Source organism: Bacillus salacetis, assembly GCF_003581585.1.
In the GTDB taxonomy this organism is placed as follows: Bacteria; Bacillota; Bacilli; order Bacillales; family Bacillaceae_B; genus Rossellomorea; species Rossellomorea salacetis.
In genome coordinates this window covers 1-19,019 of record NZ_QXIR01000052.1, presented here as the reverse complement: position 1 = coordinate 19,019, position 19,019 = coordinate 1, and the positions used below count along the sequence as shown (strand labels likewise).

22 protein-coding genes and 1 pseudogene are annotated in these 19,019 nt (G+C 43.6%); 6 read left to right on the top strand and 17 right to left on the bottom strand.

Translation table 11 applies throughout. From position 1 onward, the window contains the following. Window positions 1–309: 309 nt before the first annotated feature. From D3H55_RS22750 to D3H55_RS22730, 5 genes are all read right to left on the bottom strand, one after another. Window positions 310–1,026: an anti-sigma factor gene (locus tag D3H55_RS22750; protein WP_119549608.1), complete on the bottom strand. Its 717-nt coding sequence runs from the start codon at window positions 1,024–1,026 to the stop codon at window positions 310–312. Then, window positions 1,023–1,589, bottom strand: coding sequence for an RNA polymerase sigma factor (locus tag D3H55_RS22745; protein WP_119549607.1), 567 nt, complete (start codon window positions 1,587–1,589; stop codon window positions 1,023–1,025). The genes D3H55_RS22750 and D3H55_RS22745 overlap by 4 nt, the downstream gene beginning before the upstream one ends. A gap of 507 nt (window positions 1,590–2,096) precedes the next feature. After that, complete coding sequence (locus tag D3H55_RS22740) at window positions 2,097–2,483, bottom strand: DUF1761 family protein (RefSeq protein WP_240628760.1); 387 nt, start codon at window positions 2,481–2,483, stop codon at window positions 2,097–2,099. A 20-nt stretch (window positions 2,484–2,503) separates the two neighbouring features. Next, entirely contained in the window at window positions 2,504–3,439 is a 936-nt protein-coding gene (locus D3H55_RS22735) for an AraC family transcriptional regulator (protein WP_240628759.1), read from the bottom strand. A 351-nt stretch (window positions 3,440–3,790) separates the two neighbouring features. Continuing rightward, window positions 3,791–4,861, bottom strand: coding sequence for a C45 family autoproteolytic acyltransferase/hydrolase (locus D3H55_RS22730; RefSeq protein WP_119549606.1), 1,071 nt, complete (start codon window positions 4,859–4,861; stop codon window positions 3,791–3,793). Window positions 4,862–5,251: 390 nt separating this feature from the next. Here D3H55_RS22730 and D3H55_RS22725 point away from each other — a divergent pair, with 390 nt between their 5' ends. Next, window positions 5,252–5,878: a hypothetical protein gene (locus D3H55_RS22725; protein ID WP_119549605.1), complete on the top strand. Its 627-nt coding sequence runs from the start codon at window positions 5,252–5,254 to the stop codon at window positions 5,876–5,878. A gap of 268 nt (window positions 5,879–6,146) precedes the next feature. Here the strand turns inward: D3H55_RS22725 and D3H55_RS22720 are convergent, their stop codons facing one another. The 11 genes from D3H55_RS22720 to D3H55_RS22670 form a co-directional block, all read right to left on the bottom strand. Beyond that, on the bottom strand, window positions 6,147–7,001 hold the full coding sequence (locus tag D3H55_RS22720; RefSeq protein WP_119549604.1) for an AraC family transcriptional regulator: 855 nt from the start codon (window positions 6,999–7,001) through the stop codon (window positions 6,147–6,149). 87 nt (window positions 7,002–7,088) lie between these two features. Beyond that, the gene (locus D3H55_RS22715) at window positions 7,089–8,321 is read right to left on the bottom strand and encodes an MFS transporter (RefSeq protein ID WP_119549603.1); all 1,233 of its coding nucleotides are present in this window, start codon (window positions 8,319–8,321) and stop codon (window positions 7,089–7,091) included. 485 nt (window positions 8,322–8,806) lie between these two features. Then, on the bottom strand, window positions 8,807–9,046 hold the full coding sequence (locus D3H55_RS24665) for a hypothetical protein (protein WP_119549602.1): 240 nt from the start codon (window positions 9,044–9,046) through the stop codon (window positions 8,807–8,809). Next, window positions 9,015–9,410, bottom strand: a complete 396-nt coding sequence (locus tag D3H55_RS22705; protein WP_119549601.1) for a hypothetical protein — start codon at window positions 9,408–9,410, stop codon at window positions 9,015–9,017. The genes D3H55_RS24665 and D3H55_RS22705 overlap by 32 nt, the downstream gene beginning before the upstream one ends. A 49-nt stretch (window positions 9,411–9,459) precedes the next feature. Then, window positions 9,460–9,726 (bottom strand): hypothetical protein, encoded by a 267-nt coding sequence (locus D3H55_RS22700; RefSeq protein WP_240628758.1) that lies wholly within the window; start codon window positions 9,724–9,726, stop codon window positions 9,460–9,462. A gap of 47 nt (window positions 9,727–9,773) precedes the next feature. Then, on the bottom strand, window positions 9,774–10,394 hold the full coding sequence (locus D3H55_RS22695; RefSeq protein ID WP_119549600.1) for a hypothetical protein: 621 nt from the start codon (window positions 10,392–10,394) through the stop codon (window positions 9,774–9,776). Window positions 10,395–10,538: 144 nt separating this feature from the next. Beyond that, window positions 10,539–11,300: a nucleotidyltransferase domain-containing protein gene (locus tag D3H55_RS22690; RefSeq protein ID WP_119549599.1), complete on the bottom strand. Its 762-nt coding sequence runs from the start codon at window positions 11,298–11,300 to the stop codon at window positions 10,539–10,541. Between the two features lie 299 nt (window positions 11,301–11,599). After that, window positions 11,600–11,791: a hypothetical protein gene (locus tag D3H55_RS22685; protein WP_119549598.1), complete on the bottom strand. Its 192-nt coding sequence runs from the start codon at window positions 11,789–11,791 to the stop codon at window positions 11,600–11,602. A gap of 316 nt (window positions 11,792–12,107) precedes the next feature. Next, window positions 12,108–13,745, bottom strand: coding sequence for a catalase (locus D3H55_RS22680; protein WP_119549609.1), 1,638 nt, complete (start codon window positions 13,743–13,745; stop codon window positions 12,108–12,110). A gap of 221 nt (window positions 13,746–13,966) precedes the next feature. Further along, entirely contained in the window at window positions 13,967–15,166 is a 1,200-nt protein-coding gene (locus D3H55_RS22675) for an MFS transporter (RefSeq protein WP_119549597.1), read from the bottom strand. Window positions 15,167–15,182: 16 nt separating this feature from the next. Continuing rightward, a complete protein-coding gene (locus D3H55_RS22670; protein WP_119549596.1) occupies window positions 15,183–15,599 on the bottom strand; it encodes a MarR family winged helix-turn-helix transcriptional regulator in 417 nt (138 codons plus the stop codon). Window positions 15,600–15,761: 162 nt separating this feature from the next. On the opposite strand from D3H55_RS22670, the gene D3H55_RS22665 reads away from it, so the two are divergent. The 4 genes and pseudogenes from D3H55_RS22665 to D3H55_RS24655 all read left to right on the top strand — a co-directional run bounded on the left by D3H55_RS22665 (window position 15,762) and on the right by D3H55_RS24655 (window position 16,910). After that, complete coding sequence (locus D3H55_RS22665) at window positions 15,762–16,217, top strand: CBO0543 family protein (protein WP_119549595.1); 456 nt, start codon at window positions 15,762–15,764, stop codon at window positions 16,215–16,217. Window positions 16,218–16,229: 12 nt separating this feature from the next. Then, entirely contained in the window at window positions 16,230–16,391 is a 162-nt protein-coding gene (locus tag D3H55_RS24660; RefSeq protein ID WP_168413231.1) for a hypothetical protein, read from the top strand. A 21-nt stretch (window positions 16,392–16,412) separates the two neighbouring features. Then, window positions 16,413–16,718: pseudogene (locus D3H55_RS25520) on the top strand (CBO0543 family protein); the annotation flags it as partial. Between the two features lie 54 nt (window positions 16,719–16,772). Beyond that, window positions 16,773–16,910: a hypothetical protein gene (locus D3H55_RS24655; RefSeq protein WP_168413230.1), complete on the top strand. Its 138-nt coding sequence runs from the start codon at window positions 16,773–16,775 to the stop codon at window positions 16,908–16,910. Between the two features lie 203 nt (window positions 16,911–17,113). Here D3H55_RS24655 and yfkAB read toward each other — a convergent pair whose 3' ends face one another. After that, window positions 17,114–18,241, bottom strand: coding sequence for a radical SAM/CxCxxxxC motif protein YfkAB (yfkAB, locus tag D3H55_RS22655; RefSeq protein ID WP_119549593.1), 1,128 nt, complete (start codon window positions 18,239–18,241; stop codon window positions 17,114–17,116). Window positions 18,242–18,414: 173 nt separating this feature from the next. On the opposite strand from yfkAB, the gene D3H55_RS22650 reads away from it, so the two are divergent. Next, window positions 18,415–18,960: a CBO0543 family protein gene (locus D3H55_RS22650; RefSeq protein WP_168413229.1), complete on the top strand. Its 546-nt coding sequence runs from the start codon at window positions 18,415–18,417 to the stop codon at window positions 18,958–18,960. Window positions 18,961–19,019 lie beyond the last annotated feature (59 nt).

The window sequence follows — 19,019 nt, the reverse complement described above, 5'->3', positions numbered from 1 at the left end:
ATCTGCCTTCACAGTTCGGGACTTTCACCCTATAGATTGCACCCATGCCAGGCGCACAATAAAAAGAACGAAATCATAATTGATTTCGTTCTTTCACTAATAAATATTTTATTTATCTGTGTTTCTGCAAGGCTCTTTTCGTAAACTTTGCTGCTATTCAATATAAATTTCAACTAATATCCTGGTATATCATCGTAAAAACCCCCGGTGAGAAGGAAAGAAAAGAGCTGCTCGTTCTTCTTTTTCGAGATTATAACCTTTGTCCCGAAAGCAGCAATATATGCGAAAACAGCCTTCTGCTATGATCCACTATAGTTCTGATGCCAGGATAACTTCTCCTTGAGGCAGCTGGCTGTCAGGATCTGGTTCATGAGAAACCGCCACCATATCCCAGTCGGTGTTCTCATAGTTTTCATTGAAGTTGAAGACGACTGAACCTTTTCCATCTTCTATCGTAAAGGTACCGGCCCGTTCGGGTTTCTCATCCTTGATCAGCCAAACCTGGTACACTTCATCATTTTTTAATTGCTGCAGTTCTGAAGCCTGGACGACAAGTTTGGTTTCCTCTCCCTGCTTTATGATACTGGCTGTTCCCCTGGCACTGCCTTCTACCGCAGCCAGCTCAGCATATTTCATCACTTGGTCAATTGAATCCTCCACTTCTGCAATATCCCGCTGCTCATCCATCTGGGTGAGGAAATATGCATTCCCAAGAAGGGACACTGCCAGCAGAGCTGCTGCAGAAGGAAGCAGCCACTTATTTCTTTTTCGGGCGGCAGGATGGGAAGACTCACTGTTTTGATCCTCATCCTTCAATATACCGGCGAACACCCTGTCTTCCATTCCAGGAGGGGGAGCTACAGGTTCAGATGCATACGGAAGATAATCTTCAAGTTCACGAAGCTGCTGAAGTTCTTCCCTGCATTCACTGCAGTCTGCCAAATGCTTTTCAAAACGTGCCTTATCAAGATCTGTTAAATGTCCATTGTAATAATCCAGCAATTGATCGCATTGTTGTTCTGTCACTTAAAATCCCCTCCCTTCCCTTGGAGACATTGGTGTAGATGTTTTAAAGCCAATCTTATTCTTCCTTTCACTGTACCGAGCGGGGTATCGGTCGATTTTGAAATAGCCTGCTGCGTCTTTCCTTTATAATAAGAAAGATAGACCATCTGCTGCTGATCTTTTTTCAGCAGCTTGATGCACTCCCGGACTGCACTGCCTTTTTCTTTCCACTCAAGGATATCCTCCGGCGTTTCGTGAGTCACCCTCATTGAATCCTTTTCGATATATTCGACAGACTCATGCCTGTTTCGTTTGCGTATAGCGTCAAGGCTGGTATTCCGTGTCATCGTCAAAAGCCAGGATGAAAATTTTCCTTTGCTGTCATCATAGGGAGCATGCTTCTTCCAAAGCTTGAGAAAAACCTCCTGGATGACTTCTTCTGCGATTTCCTTATCTCCTGTCATCTTGTATGAAAACGAGTATACCAATTTTTCATATTTTTGATAAAGCTTCCGCAATGCAGAGGAATCTTTGTTCTGTAAAATCTGTTGATAAAGATCAATATCCTTAAGTTCTTCTGGCATAAAACGCTCCTTCTATTTATATTTGACGTTGATTTAAGGATACCCAACAAGCTGCTGCAACTCAATTGATTACTTAGCTAACGAAGAAAAAGTTCGTTTGGATCACAAAAAGGTTTATCTTTTTTATAGTTTGGGTAAATTATTTGATTTGATTATATAATAATGCCCTTTCGTAAACTTTGTTGAAATTTAATATCTATCACAAAATGAATTTACTGGTAATTCACAGAAAAGAGCTTTTTTCCCTTTTTTGAGGAAAAGACTGCAGGGGAAAAATCCGGCACCTGGGATTTTCCGAAAGCGACTATATATGCGAAAACAGCCTATTAATAAGAAAAAAGGGGCTGGGACAACTAATTTGTCAGCATCCAAAGTCGAATGCTAATTTCACTTTAGATCTAATTAAATTCAAAAAGCCGAACTATTCTAGAATGCTGAGATAGCATTTTTAAAATAGTCTGGCTTTTTAGTTGCTGAAAAGCTTTTGTCCCAGCCTCTCAGAAAGCACTATTGAAAGAACCCATGCAGGATACCAAGCAATGTAAAAATCACAAGGTGATCTCCCGCAGCTATACTAAATGATTTTTTGGATATCAAACCAAAAAGGCTATTTTTCAAGTAAAGCAAAGTCACAAGCATGCCGATAGCCAGTCCAATGGCTCCACCGCCAATCAAACCTGCTGCATCGAGGGAATGGACAAATACACCAACAAAAAATGAACTGATAAATGCCAGAATCACCGACAGGATATATTTAGCTGGTCCTGTACTCTGCCCGTCCCCTTCACTCTTTTTCTTCCCTACTGTAAAGGAATAATATACAGCTCCGTACACTACATAGACGATACCGCCGATCAGTATCCCCATGAAAGACAATTCTCCTGCATCAAACAAATCTTTCTACCTCCCTAACTTCATTTTGGTTCTATGGCCAGACCAATAGCGCGGATCCTGCAGGAAAAGTCGAAGGCATTCCCTCTATTTAAATCGATGAACTCGACAGGATTGCTCAAATATTTATATCCGGACTTCGGGAGCCAGTAGCTGTAAAGTTCGGAGTAGCATTCAATCAACTTCCCCCTCTCCTGATATAAAACCGGTTCCTCAAACTCATATATGACATGAAGGCCGCCTTTCAGAGGGACGGTCTCTTCCCCGCTGTCTTTGATTTCAGAATATGGGACGGACACCATGCAGTCATACCGGCTTTTTTCAGGAGGAGTGATATACGGATTACTCCTTGGAACACCAATCATCATCGTGTCATCCCTAAGGAGCCCTCTGGAATCGGACCAGGAATACAGGTCTTCCCAAACTGAAGGAATCCCCTCAATATAGGATCCAATGTGATATCTATTTATCGTGCGTCCACCTGGGATGGTAACGACTTTCACCCTGTCCAGGTCCAGCCATGTAAAATCAGTATATCCCTGTCCCTGAGGATTTTCTTTCGTATTATTGCGAATGACTTTAGAATTCTTGCTATCTAGATACTCGCGCGGAAAAAGCTCCAGATATCCCCCCTCCCTCCATGCCTTAGGACTGATTCCAAAATTTTCATTGAAAGAATAGGTGAAATAAGAGAGCGAAGAAAAGCCGCAGGTTAAGGCTATTTCTGTAACCGTGCTCCCGGATTCATAGATCAGCTTATGCGCCGCATTTTCGAGCCGCAGCCTTTTTACATATCCGGCAGGCGTTTCCCCCAGGACCTTCTTGAATAGCCTTTGGAAATGATACGGTGAGTAATCTGCTATGCCTGCCAGATGCTCCAGATTCAATTCTTCACTCAAACGGTCTTCTATGTATTCCAAAACCTTGACGATTTGTTTTTCCGATGAAATATCTTTCACTGATTGATCCTCCATTCCCGTATTGAGATCGCATGGATTCATTATACTTTATTAAAAAGGTCTTTATTTCCTAAGATTTATCTTACAGGAGAAAAGGAAAGGCCTAATCCTTCCAATTCTCTTAAATTATTGATTAACCTTCTCGAAAAACCGTTCCAAGAAAGTAACCCCTTTTAATTCCGCCGAAGTCCGGAAATACCTTGCTTCTTGAATGCTTGTTGAAGTTTTCTTGAAATCACCGATGAACCATAGAAAGATGACTGCAGCCTACAGATGTTCGAATTCTGTATTTTGCTATTCTTCTTCACACACAAAAAAAAAATCAGCCGATAAGACTGATTTTCCAATGCTTCATTTCCTCTTGCTCCAATCTGCATTTTCATCCATATGGACAAAGGGAATGTCTGTATCAACTTCCCCGGTAATCCGGCCGAGCTCGATATCTTCGCCTTTCAGCCACTTCCTGAAATCAAACTCTACTGGTTCGCGGTCACCGCCAATGGCGAACCACGCCTTAAGTTCCCTCGGAAAATAAGCCGAAGTATGGATCGTTCCCGCCCAGCTCCCATAGAGGTCGGAAAAGATTCCTTTATCACTGTCATTCAGCAGGCGGAATGCCTCGGATGCATTAGTGACATTATCCTGTTTCTGCTGGATGATCTCGAGCCGGCGTTTGGAATCAACCAAGTGATTGCGGTTTTCCTCCTGCATGATTTCAAAGTGGTTCGTGCAGGCATTGGACTGCCGGACGTGTACACCACGCGGCGATGTCTCCACAACGAAGGTTTCACCTCTCGTATCATGAACGATATAGCTGAAGGAATGGCGGTGCGGAATTTCTTTCAGCATGGAGACCGCCTCTTCGGTATTTGCACATGATTCAAGAATCAACCTGCCGATCATACAGCAGATGAACCCCTCTCCCGGATTCTTTCGATGCATGAAGTTGTATCCGACAGACAAGCCTTTTTCATTCATCCCATCCATTCTTCCTGTCACCCGCTGGCTCGGTCCTATGATGGCATACCCTTGATTATCAGTAGGCTGGTAAAAGGTGTAGCGTCCTTCATAGGTTTTCGGATGGTAATCATAATTCCGGATGAGATAATCCTCACCCGTCATGATTGAACAGCCTGATTTCACGTAATCAACCCGGTAACCTCCGAACTCCTTCAAAACCCTTTCCATCGGCCATTGAAGTGCTTCCTGCAATCCCAGCAGTTCTTCCCAGACACCTGGCGCAAATTTTGTCACAGCTTGTTTCACTTCTTCAACCCCCACTGTGAAACGGGGTTTACGGACTTTCCACTGATTTTCCCTGTTTATTACAGTCAGGGAGTCTTTTATCCTCTCGCCTTGCATATATCCAAAGTCATAGTGTGTTCCGCGAAACTGTATGATATCACTGTAGATTTGTTTCATAGTCAGCCCTCTTTTGCCAAAAACTTTTCCCTTAGAATAAAGGAAAGCAGCCAAGAAATAAAGAAATCCGATTGAGCAGCCTGGCTTGGAACCTCACGACCAGGCGCCTTAGAATTACCTTTTCGTTCAGTGTTTGTTTGAAACATCATTCAGATTTCGCACTGCCATGATGCCGTTAAACTGGGTTTATTCAGGCATCATTGACTGACAAGGTGGGAATGGTGCATTAAAATAAGGTCTTTTCCAACACCATATGGACGAAAGATAAAAATACAGGTACTCGACTAAATCATATTGTTAAAAATAAACAAATTGTAATGAATTTTATATCCCGTCCGTGATTTTTTCAGTATAATAATCTGGAAATTACAGGAGCGGAGGAACAATGTCATGCTTTCCAAGAAGCAATACATTCTTATCATCACCCTGGCTGTCCTGCTGGGAATTTTGACAGCCATCTGGCAGATCCCATTTTGGATGACTGCCATCATGATTTTTTTATCAGTGACTCTCATCGTCTATATTCCGTTTGTCTGGTACATCTATTTTTCCAGCGATATAGAAAGCATCGGGAAATATTTGCAGGAGCGGGCAAGGCAGCCCATCCTCCATTTTTACTACAGTCTTGCCAATTCAGATGACGTGGAAATGGATAAAGCCCTGCTTATTTTACAAAAGAAATATAAATCACCACAGTTGGCAGCAGTCTTTACAGCAGCCCATGCAGCCCACCAAGATACCCTGGCCGATGCCAGGGAAAGCATTCTCCTTATCAAAGACCTTTCCGTCCGCCATTATTATGAAGCCCTGTTGAAGATCGAGGAAGGAAAGCTGGAGGATGCTGGAGATATGATTCACTCGCTTCAGAAGGAGTGGATGAAGGAAACAGTAAAGGCGGAATTGCATCTTAAAAAGGGACAGGTGGATGCTGCCAAAACTCATGTAGAGAAGGCGATAGAGCTGACAAAAGGTATGCAGAAATATTTACTGGTAAAACGGTATAGGTCAAGAGCATGACATCCGGTCCAGCGCAGAAATCAATAAAGAAAGGCTACTCTTAAGGGTTACCCCCTTTCGAGAAGCCTTTTTTTATTTCTTTTCGTAAACTTTGTTGCTATTCAATATAAATTTCAAATAATATCCTGGTAAATCGTCGTAAAAACCCCTGTAAGCAGGAAAGAAAAGAGCTGCTCGTTCTTTTTCGAGAGAAAAACCTTTGAATACAGGGGAAAAATCCGCCACCTGGGATTTTCCCAAAAGCAACAATATATACGAAAACACCCTTCTATTTTTTCTTGATGGGAATCCAGACTTCACAACGGTAATCTTCGCTGTTCACGTCGCCAGGAGGGTATAATTCGAATTCAGGTCCTCCTCCATGCTCATAACCTGTGGATGGAAACCACTCAGAGAAAATCCGCTGCCATACATCCTGGATTGCGTGAGGCATTGCACCAATTGATTCAAAAACGGCATATGTGGCAGAAGGAATTTCTTTCACGTCAAATTCCCCTTGGCCTTTAACTGTCTCTGCTCCGATGAAATAAGTGAACTTTTCGCTGGCATGATCAAACTCCATACATATACCGAGGAGATCGTTTGCCCCTGCCGCCTCAACTATTTCCCTGTCCAGGCCTCTTCCATTTACTTCATCCCATAACTTTGGGATTTCTTTATGGTTTTCACCATTCGACATCGATATCCTTTTCCCGATTCCAGTAACCTTAAAGCTTTCTTTTTCAACAATCCTGTAATTCATTTCCTTCTCTCCTTTTAGTTGAATTTGAAATGAGATTCGGGGGAACGCCTTTAAGGAGACTCCCTTCCCCCTCACCTGAGATGGTGGAATGCCATGAGCTTTTTTGAATGCTTTGGAAAAAGACTCCGGTGTTTCATAGCCATAACGAAGGGCGACATCAATCACCTTTGCGTCCATATTGGAAAGCTCCTGTGCAGCCAGAGTCAACCTGCGCTTCCTTATATACTCTGCCACTGTAAAGCCTGTCAGCATGCTGAACATTCTTTGAAAATGAAATTTGCTGCTATATGTGAATTGCGCAAGCTCCTCCACCTCGATTGTATTTTGAAGATGATCTTCAATATGGCCGATACACTCATTCATCCTAAGAAGTATTTCCATCCCAGCTCCCCCTTGCTTCTTCAGTTTAGCATCCTGCCTACCCACACACCTGTCAGCAATTGCTCACCTCTGACAGGTACCGCAATTCTATTGTTCTGCAGAAACCACGTGACTCCTTCCATAATTTCGAACAAACGGAAGTGAAAATGTCAGCAAAGCTGCGCCCATCTCAACAATCCCACCGAAAACGAAAATTTCCTGCGGGGAAGTCCACTCCATCAGCCACCCAGCTGCTGCCTGGGCGATGGGAATCGATCCAGACATAACGAGAATCATGACGCTGATGACCCTTCCAAAAATCCTTTGAGGGATAATAGTATGGTTCACGCTCGGCGCTATGACATTGACAGCAGTCTCATGCAGACCCATGATGGCAATCAACGTGATGATCACCCAAAGATTCCCTGTAAAACCGATCAGCATGATGAAGGCGCCTTGCAGAAAGCAGGTCAACAGAGTCATATAAGGCTTTGGATTTTTTATGGAAATGACAGAAAACAATACCGCGCCAATAACACTGCCAGCGCCAATGGCTGTGTTCATTAATCCAAAACCTTTAACACCAAAGGCAAGGTCCTCTGCTAAAAACGGGATACTGATAAGTGCCGCTCCCACGGCTGCGTTGGCAAAAAAAGCAAAAACAGCCATTATCATAATGATGGGAGTCGTCAGAAAGTAATGAAACCCACTTTTCACACTTTTCCACATGGTTTCGTTAACTGCCTCTGCCTCATCTGATTCTTCCGTTTTGACAAGAAGAAGCAGCAGCGTAGAAATCAGGAATGTAACTGCGTTTACCATGATGGCAAAATGTGTGCTGCCAACCGCTACGAGCCCGGCTCCTATCATTGGTCCGATGACGGCAGACACATTTCCTGCTGTCATTAAAAGTCCCATTGACTGAGTGTAATGTTCCTTCTCAATGATTCGTGTCCTGAAGGATATTCCCGCCGGCTCTGCGATTGAATCTACCATCCCAAATATTGCTCCGATAATATAGAAAATCCAGTATGCTTCTTTATTTACAAATAACACACCCAAGGCGAGCAATATTATTACAGCTCTCAGCAGATTAGAATGAATAAGCAGTTTCTTTGGATCAATGCGGTCGACAATCACCCCTCCGACCAGGACAAACAATATCTTCGCTGTTCCTAAAATAAACAGATATGTCCCTACCACTGACGGTGAATGGGTCTCCTCAACCAGAAACCATGTCAGCGCTATGACAAAAACGGAATCTCCAATGGAAGATATCCACGTACTGATCCAATAAAACAAGAAGCTTCTATTCTTAAAAATTGATAAACTCATTTTCATAACCTTTTTCCTCCTGTCACCGGTCCCCCTGTTTGATGTTTTAAGGCGGTATCCCTGTTTGTCTATTTGGGCATAAAAAAGACACCTACCCCACGATAGGTGTCTTTCGGCTTTTAAGTTTCCTCCGGATCGACCCTTACGAAGAAACGTCTATAATAAGCTCACCCTGTGCGGTATGCAATGAAACTATTGAATTCCACTTAAAAACGGACAGACTTATCCCGTTAAAAAGAAGAAGATCAAAAATTTTCATTGCGGTTTTACTTACAGGGATACCATTCATCACAGGGTGAACCTCCTTTCGACTATGTATTCATAAAATATTATATAGGTAATTGGTAAAATATGCAATGCTGTCGCGGGTAGCGGGTGAATGTGATTGTGATTCAGGCAATTTTTGCTGTCCATGTGATTTCTGTCGGGATTTTCCCCCTCCGGCGGGATTCGGACTCTTTTCTGCCACACTGACCGATTTCTGTCCGAATTCACCCCGGATTCGGACTCTTTTCTGCCACACTGACCGATTTCTGTCCGAATTCACCCCGGATTCGGACTCTTTTCTGCCACTCCGCCGGATTTCTGTCCGAATTCACCCCGGATTCGGACTCATTTCTGCCACACTGACCGATTTCTGTCCGAATCCACCCCGGATTCGGACTCTTTTCTGCCACTCCGCCGGATTTCTGTCCGAATTCACCCCGGATTCGGACTCTTTTCTGCCACACTGACCGATTTCTGTCCGAATCCATCCCGGATTCGGACTCTTTTTCTCCACTCCGCCAGATTTCTGTCCGAATCCGCCCGGGATTTGGACTCTTTTCCGCCACACTGACCGATTTCTGTCCGAATCCACCCCGGATTCGGACTCTTTTTCACCACAACGTCGGATTTCTGTCCGAATCCACCCGGGATTCGGACTCTTTTCTGCCACTCCGCCGGATTTCTGTCCGAATTCACCCCGGATTCGGACTCTTTTTCACCACACCGTCGGGTTTCTGTCCGAATCCGCCCGGGATTTGGACTCTTTTCTGCCACACTGACCGATTTCTGTCCGAATCCACCCGGGATTTGGACTCTTTTCCGCCACACTGACCGATTTCTGTCCGAATCCTGCTCCCATATTAGAATACAAGCCTGATCACTTCGCCTCGGTCTGCTGCGGAGGGAGATACTTAGTAAAATAGGCTCCTGCAATCAAGAGGATTAACGTGAGGGCCCAGCTGATCAAACCAATGAAATCAAACCAAAACGCAAGCAGATTCACCACGGCAATCAGGTAAAAACAAATCGAAGTCAGGGCCGTTTTGAACCCTGTTATGCCAGCAGCCTTTCTCTTTCTGTACACATAAATCCCTGACACCATCAAGCTCGCAAGTAAAAGGACGGTCCAAACAATTTCATTCAATTTCTCTCTCTCCTTTTCACGATTCGACAAAAATCGGGTAGTGACTGTCACTCATAAGGAACCTCGTTCTCCACCCCGGTAACACCCTTTCTTTTTAGCAGGGCGGTGACCTTATCGAGCTGTTCCTTATGCTGGATGACTACGTAATGGGGCTGGAGCCATTTGTTTTTGATTTTAAAGGCCAGTTTATAACCATTGTCAGCCCGTTCATCAAGACCATAGAGTTCATGCCAGCGGACGATTCTCTCTGTTTCGTAGACTTTAATATCAGAGAAGGGATAGTACCTTGCGTTCAAAATGACCCCATTAGGCAATATAAAAAAATTCCCTCTATGCCGGATGGCACTCAGAATGATGAAGAACAGATAGGAAACCATTATGAACTGGGTATCCAGCCAGTCTGTAGCAAGGACGACACCTAACAGGCTGAACAGTAAGGCCAGAGCTGCATAAGTCCCCCAGTTAACTACTCGATAGGATTTTGATTCTTTGTTGAGCGGCTCCATTTCCAGCCACTCTCCCGGAAGGAGGATTCCTGAGAACTCCTCCTTGCTCTGCGGATACACTGCAGCCGGTGCCGATTCGGCCGCTTTCCTTAAATTGAGGCGGTAACGGACCAAATAATAGATGCCGGATATGAAAATAAATCCAAAAAGCAAGTTTAACATTCATCCATTCCCCCTTTGGTGGTAAAGTCATAAAACATCTTATTACTAATTCACGGATTTCCCCCTCTGAAAGTTTCATCTTTTTTAAAATTTCAGTAGTATTTTCAATTTTAAAGAGAAGCCCTTTGATAAGGCTCCTCCCTTTTAATCTATTATTTCCGCCATCTTCCTGAAAAATAATACAGATTTGTCATCAGGAAGATTCTTCTCGATCCAGCTTAATTCCTTGGAATACATCTCAACAATGAGGTCTGCTGCCTTTTTGTGCTCCTCGGGGTTCAAGTGTTTATAGATTGCTCCTATTTCCTTCAGCTTTTCATCAGACAACAGCGTCCCCAATGCTTTCATTCCCAGCTGGGCCCTTTCAGGATGATACCTGTGAAGGAGCACCTTCGCCATCTTGAACATGCAGTGCTGCAAAACCTCCACACCCCATAGGCTGTTTCCCCTGTTATAGGCTTTCCTGTATTGGAACAGAAACCAAGGAACATCAATGGCCAGTTCATAGAACTCTTCTGGAGATAATAACAAGTTCTGCGTGGCTTCATACTTCTTCATAAGATTATCCGGATCATAGACAACCTTGAAATAGTCTTTTTCCTTGAAATTCTTCTCGGTGACCGTAAACAAATCAACATGAAGCATATCCTCATACACCGCAATGATCTGCGGAGCGATAATGAATATATCGTCATAGAATATAAGTTTCCTATAAGCTTGCAAATGATCGACCCTTCTATCAAGGAACCTCTCTTCATCTTCCTCTTTTACAAGGACATAGAGATCGACATCCGAGTGCTCGTCATTTTCCCCTCTGCCCATGGATCCTTTCAAAAAGACAGCCTGTACCAGCTCATCTTTCTTCAGGCTTTCCGAAATACTATGTACTGCGTTCTCCTGTCTCAACCGGCTCCCCCCTAAAAATGAATATTACGCCATTATATTCCATTTTCAAAGCTGATACAAGACAAATGATGATTCTTATTCATCCGTTCTCTATTTCCTCATAAAAAAAGGCTGTTTTCGCATATATTGTTGCTTTCGGAAAATCCCAGGTGCCGGATTTTCCCCCTGTATTCAAGGGTTTTACTCTCGAAAATGAACGAGCAGCTCTTTTCTTCCCTGCTCACCGGGACTTTTACGACGGTTTATCAGGACTATATTTGAAATTTATAGTGAATAGCAACAAAGTTTACGAAAATAGCCTAAAAAAACGCCCCTGCTGATGAATCCTGGCGTCCTGGCTTTTCTCTGTAATTGCTTAAAGTTCCTGATTTTGCTGGCCTCCATTGAGGGAATATATCCTTTTCCATAAATCTTTGGGTATCACCAACCGTAAATGTATAGCTTCCATCAGACTTTTTTTCTTCATAAAATGATTTTATAATTGTAAACACTTTATCATCCCTCCTAAAGGTACGTTGTTTCAGCTGGAATTTTCAACTGGGGGTGTAACCGGCATTTCTGTATAAATACAAAGTCTCGCTACCACTTCCTCCATTTTCGTAACCATTGCTTCTTCAAAACCAGGTAAAATTATGTTAGAATTCATTATGCACGAATCTCCAATCTATACTTGTTTCTCGACAACTCAAGTATAAAAGACTGGATGATTTCGTGCATTTTTTATATTCGAATTGTGTAAGAATCCCAACAAATATTATAGAACCTAAAAGCAACCCGCCAGTGATCTGGCGGGTTGTTTCTGAATCATTAATAAGGATCTGCTTTGTGCCCTTTATCCGGGGCTCCTTCTGCTGCTTCATTTGCAGCCAGCGAGCCTTGGCCGTATCTTGTTTTTCCGGATTCACGTCCTGGGACTTGATCCAGTTCGACATCTTTCATTTCTTTCATTTCCTTCATTTTTGCTTCAATGCCTTCCTTCACCCGGTACCCGTAGTCTTTGTCTGCTTGGGTGAAGTGGTCGATCATGGCATCCTGGATTTTCTTGTCGCATATCGCCAGCGCGTCGGAAAGGTTCTTGATTAATTCGTCCCGCTCCCAGTCTTCAAGGCTCCGGTATGTGTCGCCCGCCTGGCCATAGTTGTTCGGACGGTCAATAGGTGCCGTCATCGCTGCAGCATTATAAGTGGGGCGGTGAGGTGCCTTTCCTTCCGTACTTGCTTCTTTAAACCCGCCAAGCATGGACGGTTCATAATTGATATGTGGGTTTTCTCCGGATTCGCCGGGATCACGGACATCCATTTGGCCTCGCTGCTGATTTGTGTGAACCGGTGATTTCGGTGCATTGACCGGAAGTTTCAGGTAGTTGGCCCCCACGCGATAACGCTGGGTATCAGAGTAAGAGAATGTTCGGCCTTGCAGCATTTTATCATCTGAAAAGTCCATTCCGTCCACAAGAACGCCAGTACCAAATGAGGCCTGCTCAATCTCTGCATGAAAATCCTTGGGATTACGGTCAAGGACCATGCGTCCCACCGGCAGCCATGGGAACTTGTCTTCCGGCCAGAGCTTCGTATCATCAAGGGGATCGAAGTCAAGTTCATCGTGGTAACCATCCTCCATGATTTGGACGAACAGCTCCCATTCAGGATAATCGCCCCGCTCAATCGATTCATATAAATCCTGCGTAGCATGGGCTACATTCTTAGCCTGGATTGAATCGGCCTCTTCCTGTGTCAGGTTGCGGATCCCTTGCTTCGGTTCCCAATGGTATTTAACCAGAACCGCTTTCCCTTCTGCGTTTACCCATTTGTATGTGTTTACACCAGATCCCTGCATGTGGCGGTATGTAGCTGGGATTCCCCAAGGCGAGAACAGGAAGGTGATCATATGTGTAGCTTCCGGTGTACGGGATACGAAATCAAACATTCTTTCAGGATTCGGGACATTGGAGGCCGGGTCTGCTTTGAACGCATGAATCATATCCGGGAATTTCATGGCATCACGGATAAAGAAGATTTTCAGGTTGTTCCCGACAAGATCCCAGTTACCATCTTCCGTGTACATTTTTACAGCAAAGCCGCGGGGATCACGTGCAGTTTCCGGTGAATCCTTGGCTCCCGCAACAGTGGAGAAACGGACCATCAACGGTGTTTTCTTTCCAGCACCTGAAAAGACCTTCGCGCGTGTATACTTTTCTACTGGCTCATCCCCTGCTTTTCCATAGGTCTCAAAGTAGCCGAACGCTCCTGAACCACGAGCGTGAACCACACGCTCCGGCACTTCTTCCCTGTCAAAGTGGGAGATCTTTTCAATGAAATGATAATTTTCGAGTGTAGCCGGCCCCCGGTCGCCGATGGTCCGGGTGTTTTGGTTATCAAAGACAGGATGCCCCTGCCGTGTTGTCAGCGTATCATCATCCACATGGTTTTCATTGGATTTCTTCATATCCTTGTTCTTATCACCCAATAAAACTACCTCCTTTATAATTTCACTTTTAATGTTATACCCTCTTTCAAATGGGATATTCATGAAATACTAGATTTTTTTGGGTGTTTAAACAGGTGACAGTCACTCCCCGATATATGTCGAACAAGAATCAATTTCGAAGCAATATCGGGAAGTAACTTTCACCAAATGAAAAAGCCAGCTGTGAAAGCTGACTTTTTTTAAGCGGCATTGATTTCTTTTCTTTTTTCCTTTCTTAACTTACGTCCCTGCAAGAAGTAGTAAAGAAGAATTCCCGCCAAGACGTAACCCGTACTGTATGTGTAGAGATCCCCGAGACTTACCTTTGCAGCAGCGAGCCCGACAAGGAAGGATCCAAGTCCGATTCCTATATCAAAAACAGATAAGAACGTGGCAGTCGCCATGGCTGCACGCTTTGGAGGTGATGCCTGGATTGCAATCGTCTGGAACGTCGGAAAAAGGGTCCCCCATCCCAGACCTGCAAAAGCTGCCGCCGTCAGGAACATCACGGCTGAATCCGCTGTACCGAGGATGACCATGCCGGCTGCAAACAAAATAATCGCAGGATAAACGATGAAGTTAGGGCCATGAAGGTCATACCATTTCCCTGTAGTCGGCCTGGAAAGCAAAAGAACCACTGCATAGACAATAAAGAAATAGCTGGCCACATGACTTAGTCCAAGTTCCCCCGCATAAACCGAAACAAAGGAAAGGATCGATGAATACACAATCGCAAAAAACGCACCGGTCAAAGCGATCGGAATCGCCTTCACCTCGAAGATTGCGTCTTTCAGCTTCATAGGCGGAAGATTTCCTCTCATCTTTTTCTCTTCCTTAAGGGAAATCAATAGTCCGGATAAAAGTCCGATGAATGCCGATCCTGCTGCTATTTGCAGCATGGCGTTCACACCCCAGTTCTGCAAGGCTGTCAGCCCAAGAAATGGACCGATGACCATCGCAAAGTTTGTGGACAGGATGAAGTAGCCCATCCCTTCCCCCCGTCTTGAGTGCGGAACGGTCATAGCTGCTATGGAACCTGCTGCAGTAGTTGCCATTCCGAAGCCTATTCCGTGTAAAAACCGGACCACGAGCAATATTCCAACACTGTCTGCCAGGAAGTACAGCAATGTTGCGCCAAAGAATAATAATAAGGAACAAAGAAGAATCACTCTGCTCCCGAATCTTTCAATCCATCTCCCCGAAAAAGGGCGGATGATGATGGCCGAAATCAGGAAGACCGTGATCATCAATCCCGCCTGTGACTTTTCACCGCCCAAATGATCCACAACAAAAATCGGGACCGTCACAAGCAGAAAATAAAATGTCATAAATAAAAAGAAATTACTGATGCTGATGCCGATAAAGTTCCTCGTCCATAACGGAGGTCTTGTTTCATTCATGCTGTATTCCCTCTTTCTAAATCTGTTTTAACCAATCAGTTAAGATATTCTTCAATTCTCCGCGTATTGAAGCCGGAAGTTCCCGTACCAGCTCTTCATTTTTCTCCAGAACAGCCTTCTCCCACAACGGGAAGTGAGCCTTTGCCAGAGCGGTCAAGGAAATGAACTTCTTTCGTTTATCATCCTTGCAGGAAATCTGTTCGATATATCCCTGTTTTAACAGCCTTTGAATAGTCCGGGTCATCGGCGGTGCTTCAACTGCAAGATATTCACACAGTTCCTTTTGTGTCAAAGTCCCTTTTTCCCGCAGAACAAAAAGCACAGACCATTGCGCATTAAAGAGCCCATATGGCTCAAGCGCCTCATTCAAATGCTTAGTCAGCCGCCTTGAAAGCTGATGGATCGAATGAAATAACTCATGTGTAGATTCCATATCAACACCTCAATTCCTACGCTCTAAATAAACCTAAATCAGTATATCACTAATAGTTACCCAGGTAAATATATTGTTTGATTTCTGAAATACACTGAAGGAATATGAGACGAATATACTCCAGTGTTAATAGTGATACTAAACAAAAACAGGATGGTTTATATGTTATTTATGTGGAGTACTATTTTGGTTGGGACTTTCCTGGCATGGAAAATCCCCAAACAACTTTCCCGGCTGGAAATGTATTCTTGTTCACTTTTTTCAATCTATCTGGCACTTCTTACGGATTCATTGCTTGGGGGCAGGTATAAGCTATATGCCTACTTCAAGCCTGGAGTGGAATTAATGGATTACGCAGCGGCACTTGGAATATACCCTGCAGTGGCCATCCTATTTCTTAATCTCTTTCCTTTTAAAAAACAAATGAAATGGAAGCTTCTTTATATTCTGGGATGGACAGTATTCTCACTTATTTACGAGTGGGCATCTGCCGGGCTATCCTCATTTTTCACTTACTCATGCTGGAAAACAATCTATTCCGTGCCTATTTATCCACTCTTATTTATCGTGCAGCTTTTCAACTATCATATTGTCAAAAAATTGATTTCGCATAAGTGATGAGGTATTCTGATGATATTTTTCCTTATACTCGTTTTGTGTTTGCTGGCCATCTATCTGCTTGTTGACAAGAAACTTACGGCCATTGATATGTATACAACAATCTTCAGTTCCCTATATACCGCCCTTGCTTTTGATGCCTTGTTCAAAGGAAAATATAATCTTTATTACTAAGGAAAATATAATCTTTATTACTATGGAAACGACAGCGGAGTGCACTATATCGATTTTTTCATCCGCCTGGGTCTTTATCCATTGACCTGCCTGATCTTTATGAACTTGTTTCCCGTTCACCGGTCACGCAGCACAAAGGTTTGTTTTTTGATTTTCAGCTCCCTTCTCCTTACCTTGATTGAATGGGGTATGCATGGGGTCTCCATAATCAAATATGATGGATGGAAGCTTCAATACTCCTTCTTTAAATATCTTTTTATATTCTTATTGGTTTATATCAATGGCTTTGTCTCAAGCAAACTTTCCAAGGGGAATTCCATGGAATAAAAGCACAGAAGAATTGGCATAATATACCTCATCCACTATTTCGGAGGTGCAATTATGCGGACTGAAAACCATTTTGTTGTATTGATCTTCTTCTCGTTGCTCGGTCTCATTGCCACCATTCTCTTCAGCGGCACCTTGCTTTCGAGAGTGAATGAGATTCTTTCTAAATTCGAAGAGTCGGACAGTAAATAATAAAAGGGGCCGGGACAAAAGCTTTTCAGTAACTAAAAAAGCCGAACTATTTAGAAATGCTATCTTAGCATTCTAGATTAGTTCGGCTTTTTGAATTCAATTAGATCTTAAGTGATATGAACATTCGGCTATAGACGCTAATAAAATAGTCATGTCCCATCCTCTTTTTATAGCTGAGTTTGATAAGGTACCGGGGATGACTGTCACCCTCCAATTTTCGCTGCTTTAGTTTGGAAGTCTTCATCTGGGTAGTATGTGTTTTTGACGAGCACATTAGGGCCAAGACATTTGACGGCAGAACAATGGCAGTTCAAGGAGGCGGCGGTCTTCGTTTGGTTCCACTGTTCGTAGGCAGCTGGCAGGGAAGTGTCCTGAAGATTGCCCAGCCCCGGTTCATCGCCAAAGTCGGTCACGATGATATCGCCCGAGAAAATATTGACATTAAGTCTGGAACGTCCGTCGGGGTCATTCCTGACGGTGACATTCTTTTCTGTCAGAAGTCGCTGATACAGTTCAAGCTCGTCCTCTGATGAGCTGCAAGGATAGAATGGCAATGTCCCGAACAGCATCCAGATATCTTTATTGCGGTGGTCAAGAAGACGCTTTATGGCCTGGCGCATTTCATCAAGTGTCAATGTTTCCAAATTCTTTGCGAAATCCACTGGATACATGGGATGCACCTCGTGGCGTGTACACCCCATTTCAATGATATGGTCATGAATCTTTTCCAGGTAAGGGAACGTCCTTCCGTTCAACATAGTTTCAGCAGAGACCATGACTCCTTCACTTGACAGTCTTTTCGAATTTTCCACCATACGATTGAAATAGTCCTCCCTCTGCTTCTCAGAAGGTTTTCTTTCCATCCTGGCAAAACCGGTTTCTGCAAACTCCTTTACGGTTCCCCAATTGTGGGAAATATGCAGGACATCCAGATAAGGAACAATCGGCTCGTATCTCTCATAGGGAAGGGTCAGGTTGGAGTTGATTTGTGTTTTCACTCCCCTGGATCGGGCATATTTCAACAGTGGGAGAATGTGATTTTCCACCGACTTTTTCGACATCATCGGCTCTCCGCCCGTAATGCTGATTGTCCTTAAGTGCGGGATTTCATCCAGCCTTTTGAAAATCAGGTCCATCTGCAGCGCTTCGGGGTCTTTGTTCTGCAGGGTATATCCAACAGCACAGTGATTGCAGCGCATATTGCAAAGTGTCGTTGTCGTGAATTCCACACTGGACAATGTCATTTTTCCGTGCTCTTTCACATCCATATAAGCTTCCCACGGATCGTTTGCAGGAGAAAGCGGTAATGAATCTTTCATTTTTACAGCCATTTGTAACTTCCTTTCGATATGTAACCTATTAATCTATTCTTTATACCATATGAAATCTTAAGGGATTCTAATCCTTTTTACAAGCAGAGTTTCTATACTGTAACGATTTCAAAGGCCGCTTACTGCATATCGATACAGCAGCTTGAGATCCTCCTTGCATAATTTCCAATTAATTGGTAAAGATAAATTCAAAAACAAGTACAGGTGAAATCATGCATATCATCTTAACCTCACTTCTTCTGCTATTCGCAGCTATAAAAGGGAACTGGCGTGAATGGAGTAAATACCATCTGACAATTTTTTATGTGATTATTAGTAATCTCCTGTATAACCATCTGGCCCATGACAAATTGCTTTGGGAATATTACCCTGACTTTCTCCCAAAGTCACATGCCATTGTGGAGATTCTTTATACTTTCATCAATCTCCCTGCAGTCACCTTGCTTTTTCTGACTTTTTATCCATTTTCCTCAAGTAATACAAAGAAAGGCAGATATATCTTGTTTTGGTCCTTTGCCTCCTTTGCTATTGAATACCCCTTTTATCTATTCGGCCGGCTTCTCCTGCAGCACGGGTATGAATACTGGATGGATTTGTTCTTTTATATCGTCATGTACAGCATGATCCGCCTTCATTTTTCCCGTCCCTATGTCACCTATATACTTTCTGCCATCATTACGGCAGGAATGGTCTGGCTGTTTGAAATCCCACTGAAGTGACAGGCACGCCCCGGTATTTGTCGAATTAATAACACCAAAAAAAACCCCTCCTGCCTGGG

Bases quoted from the DNA above. Each gene is read 5' to 3' on its own strand.
- D3H55_RS22745 (WP_119549607.1), bottom strand. From the start codon at position 1,589: ATGCCAGAAGAACTTAAGGATATTGATCTTTATCAACAGATTTTACAG.
- D3H55_RS22730 (WP_119549606.1), bottom strand. From the start codon at position 4,861: ATGAAACAAATCTACAGTGATATCATACAGTTTCGCGGAACACACTAT.
- D3H55_RS22725 (WP_119549605.1), top strand. From the start codon at position 5,252: ATGCTTTCCAAGAAGCAATACATTCTTATCATCACCCTGGCTGTCCTG.
- D3H55_RS22720 (WP_119549604.1), bottom strand. From the start codon at position 7,001: ATGGAAATACTTCTTAGGATGAATGAGTGTATCGGCCATATTGAAGAT.
- D3H55_RS22715 (WP_119549603.1), bottom strand. From the start codon at position 8,321: ATGAAAATGAGTTTATCAATTTTTAAGAATAGAAGCTTCTTGTTTTAT.
- D3H55_RS22695 (WP_119549600.1), bottom strand. From the start codon at position 10,394: ATGTTAAACTTGCTTTTTGGATTTATTTTCATATCCGGCATCTATTAT.
- D3H55_RS22680 (WP_119549609.1), bottom strand. From the start codon at position 13,745: ATGAAGAAATCCAATGAAAACCATGTGGATGATGATACGCTGACAACA.
- D3H55_RS22675 (WP_119549597.1), bottom strand. From the start codon at position 15,166: ATGAATGAAACAAGACCTCCGTTATGGACGAGGAACTTTATCGGCATC.
- D3H55_RS22670 (WP_119549596.1), bottom strand. From the start codon at position 15,599: ATGGAATCTACACATGAGTTATTTCATTCGATCCATCAGCTTTCAAGG.
- D3H55_RS22665 (WP_119549595.1), top strand. From the start codon at position 15,762: ATGTTATTTATGTGGAGTACTATTTTGGTTGGGACTTTCCTGGCATGG.
- D3H55_RS24660 (WP_168413231.1), top strand. From the start codon at position 16,230: ATGATATTTTTCCTTATACTCGTTTTGTGTTTGCTGGCCATCTATCTG.
- D3H55_RS24655 (WP_168413230.1), top strand. From the start codon at position 16,773: ATGCGGACTGAAAACCATTTTGTTGTATTGATCTTCTTCTCGTTGCTC.
- yfkAB (WP_119549593.1), bottom strand. From the start codon at position 18,241: ATGGCTGTAAAAATGAAAGATTCATTACCGCTTTCTCCTGCAAACGAT.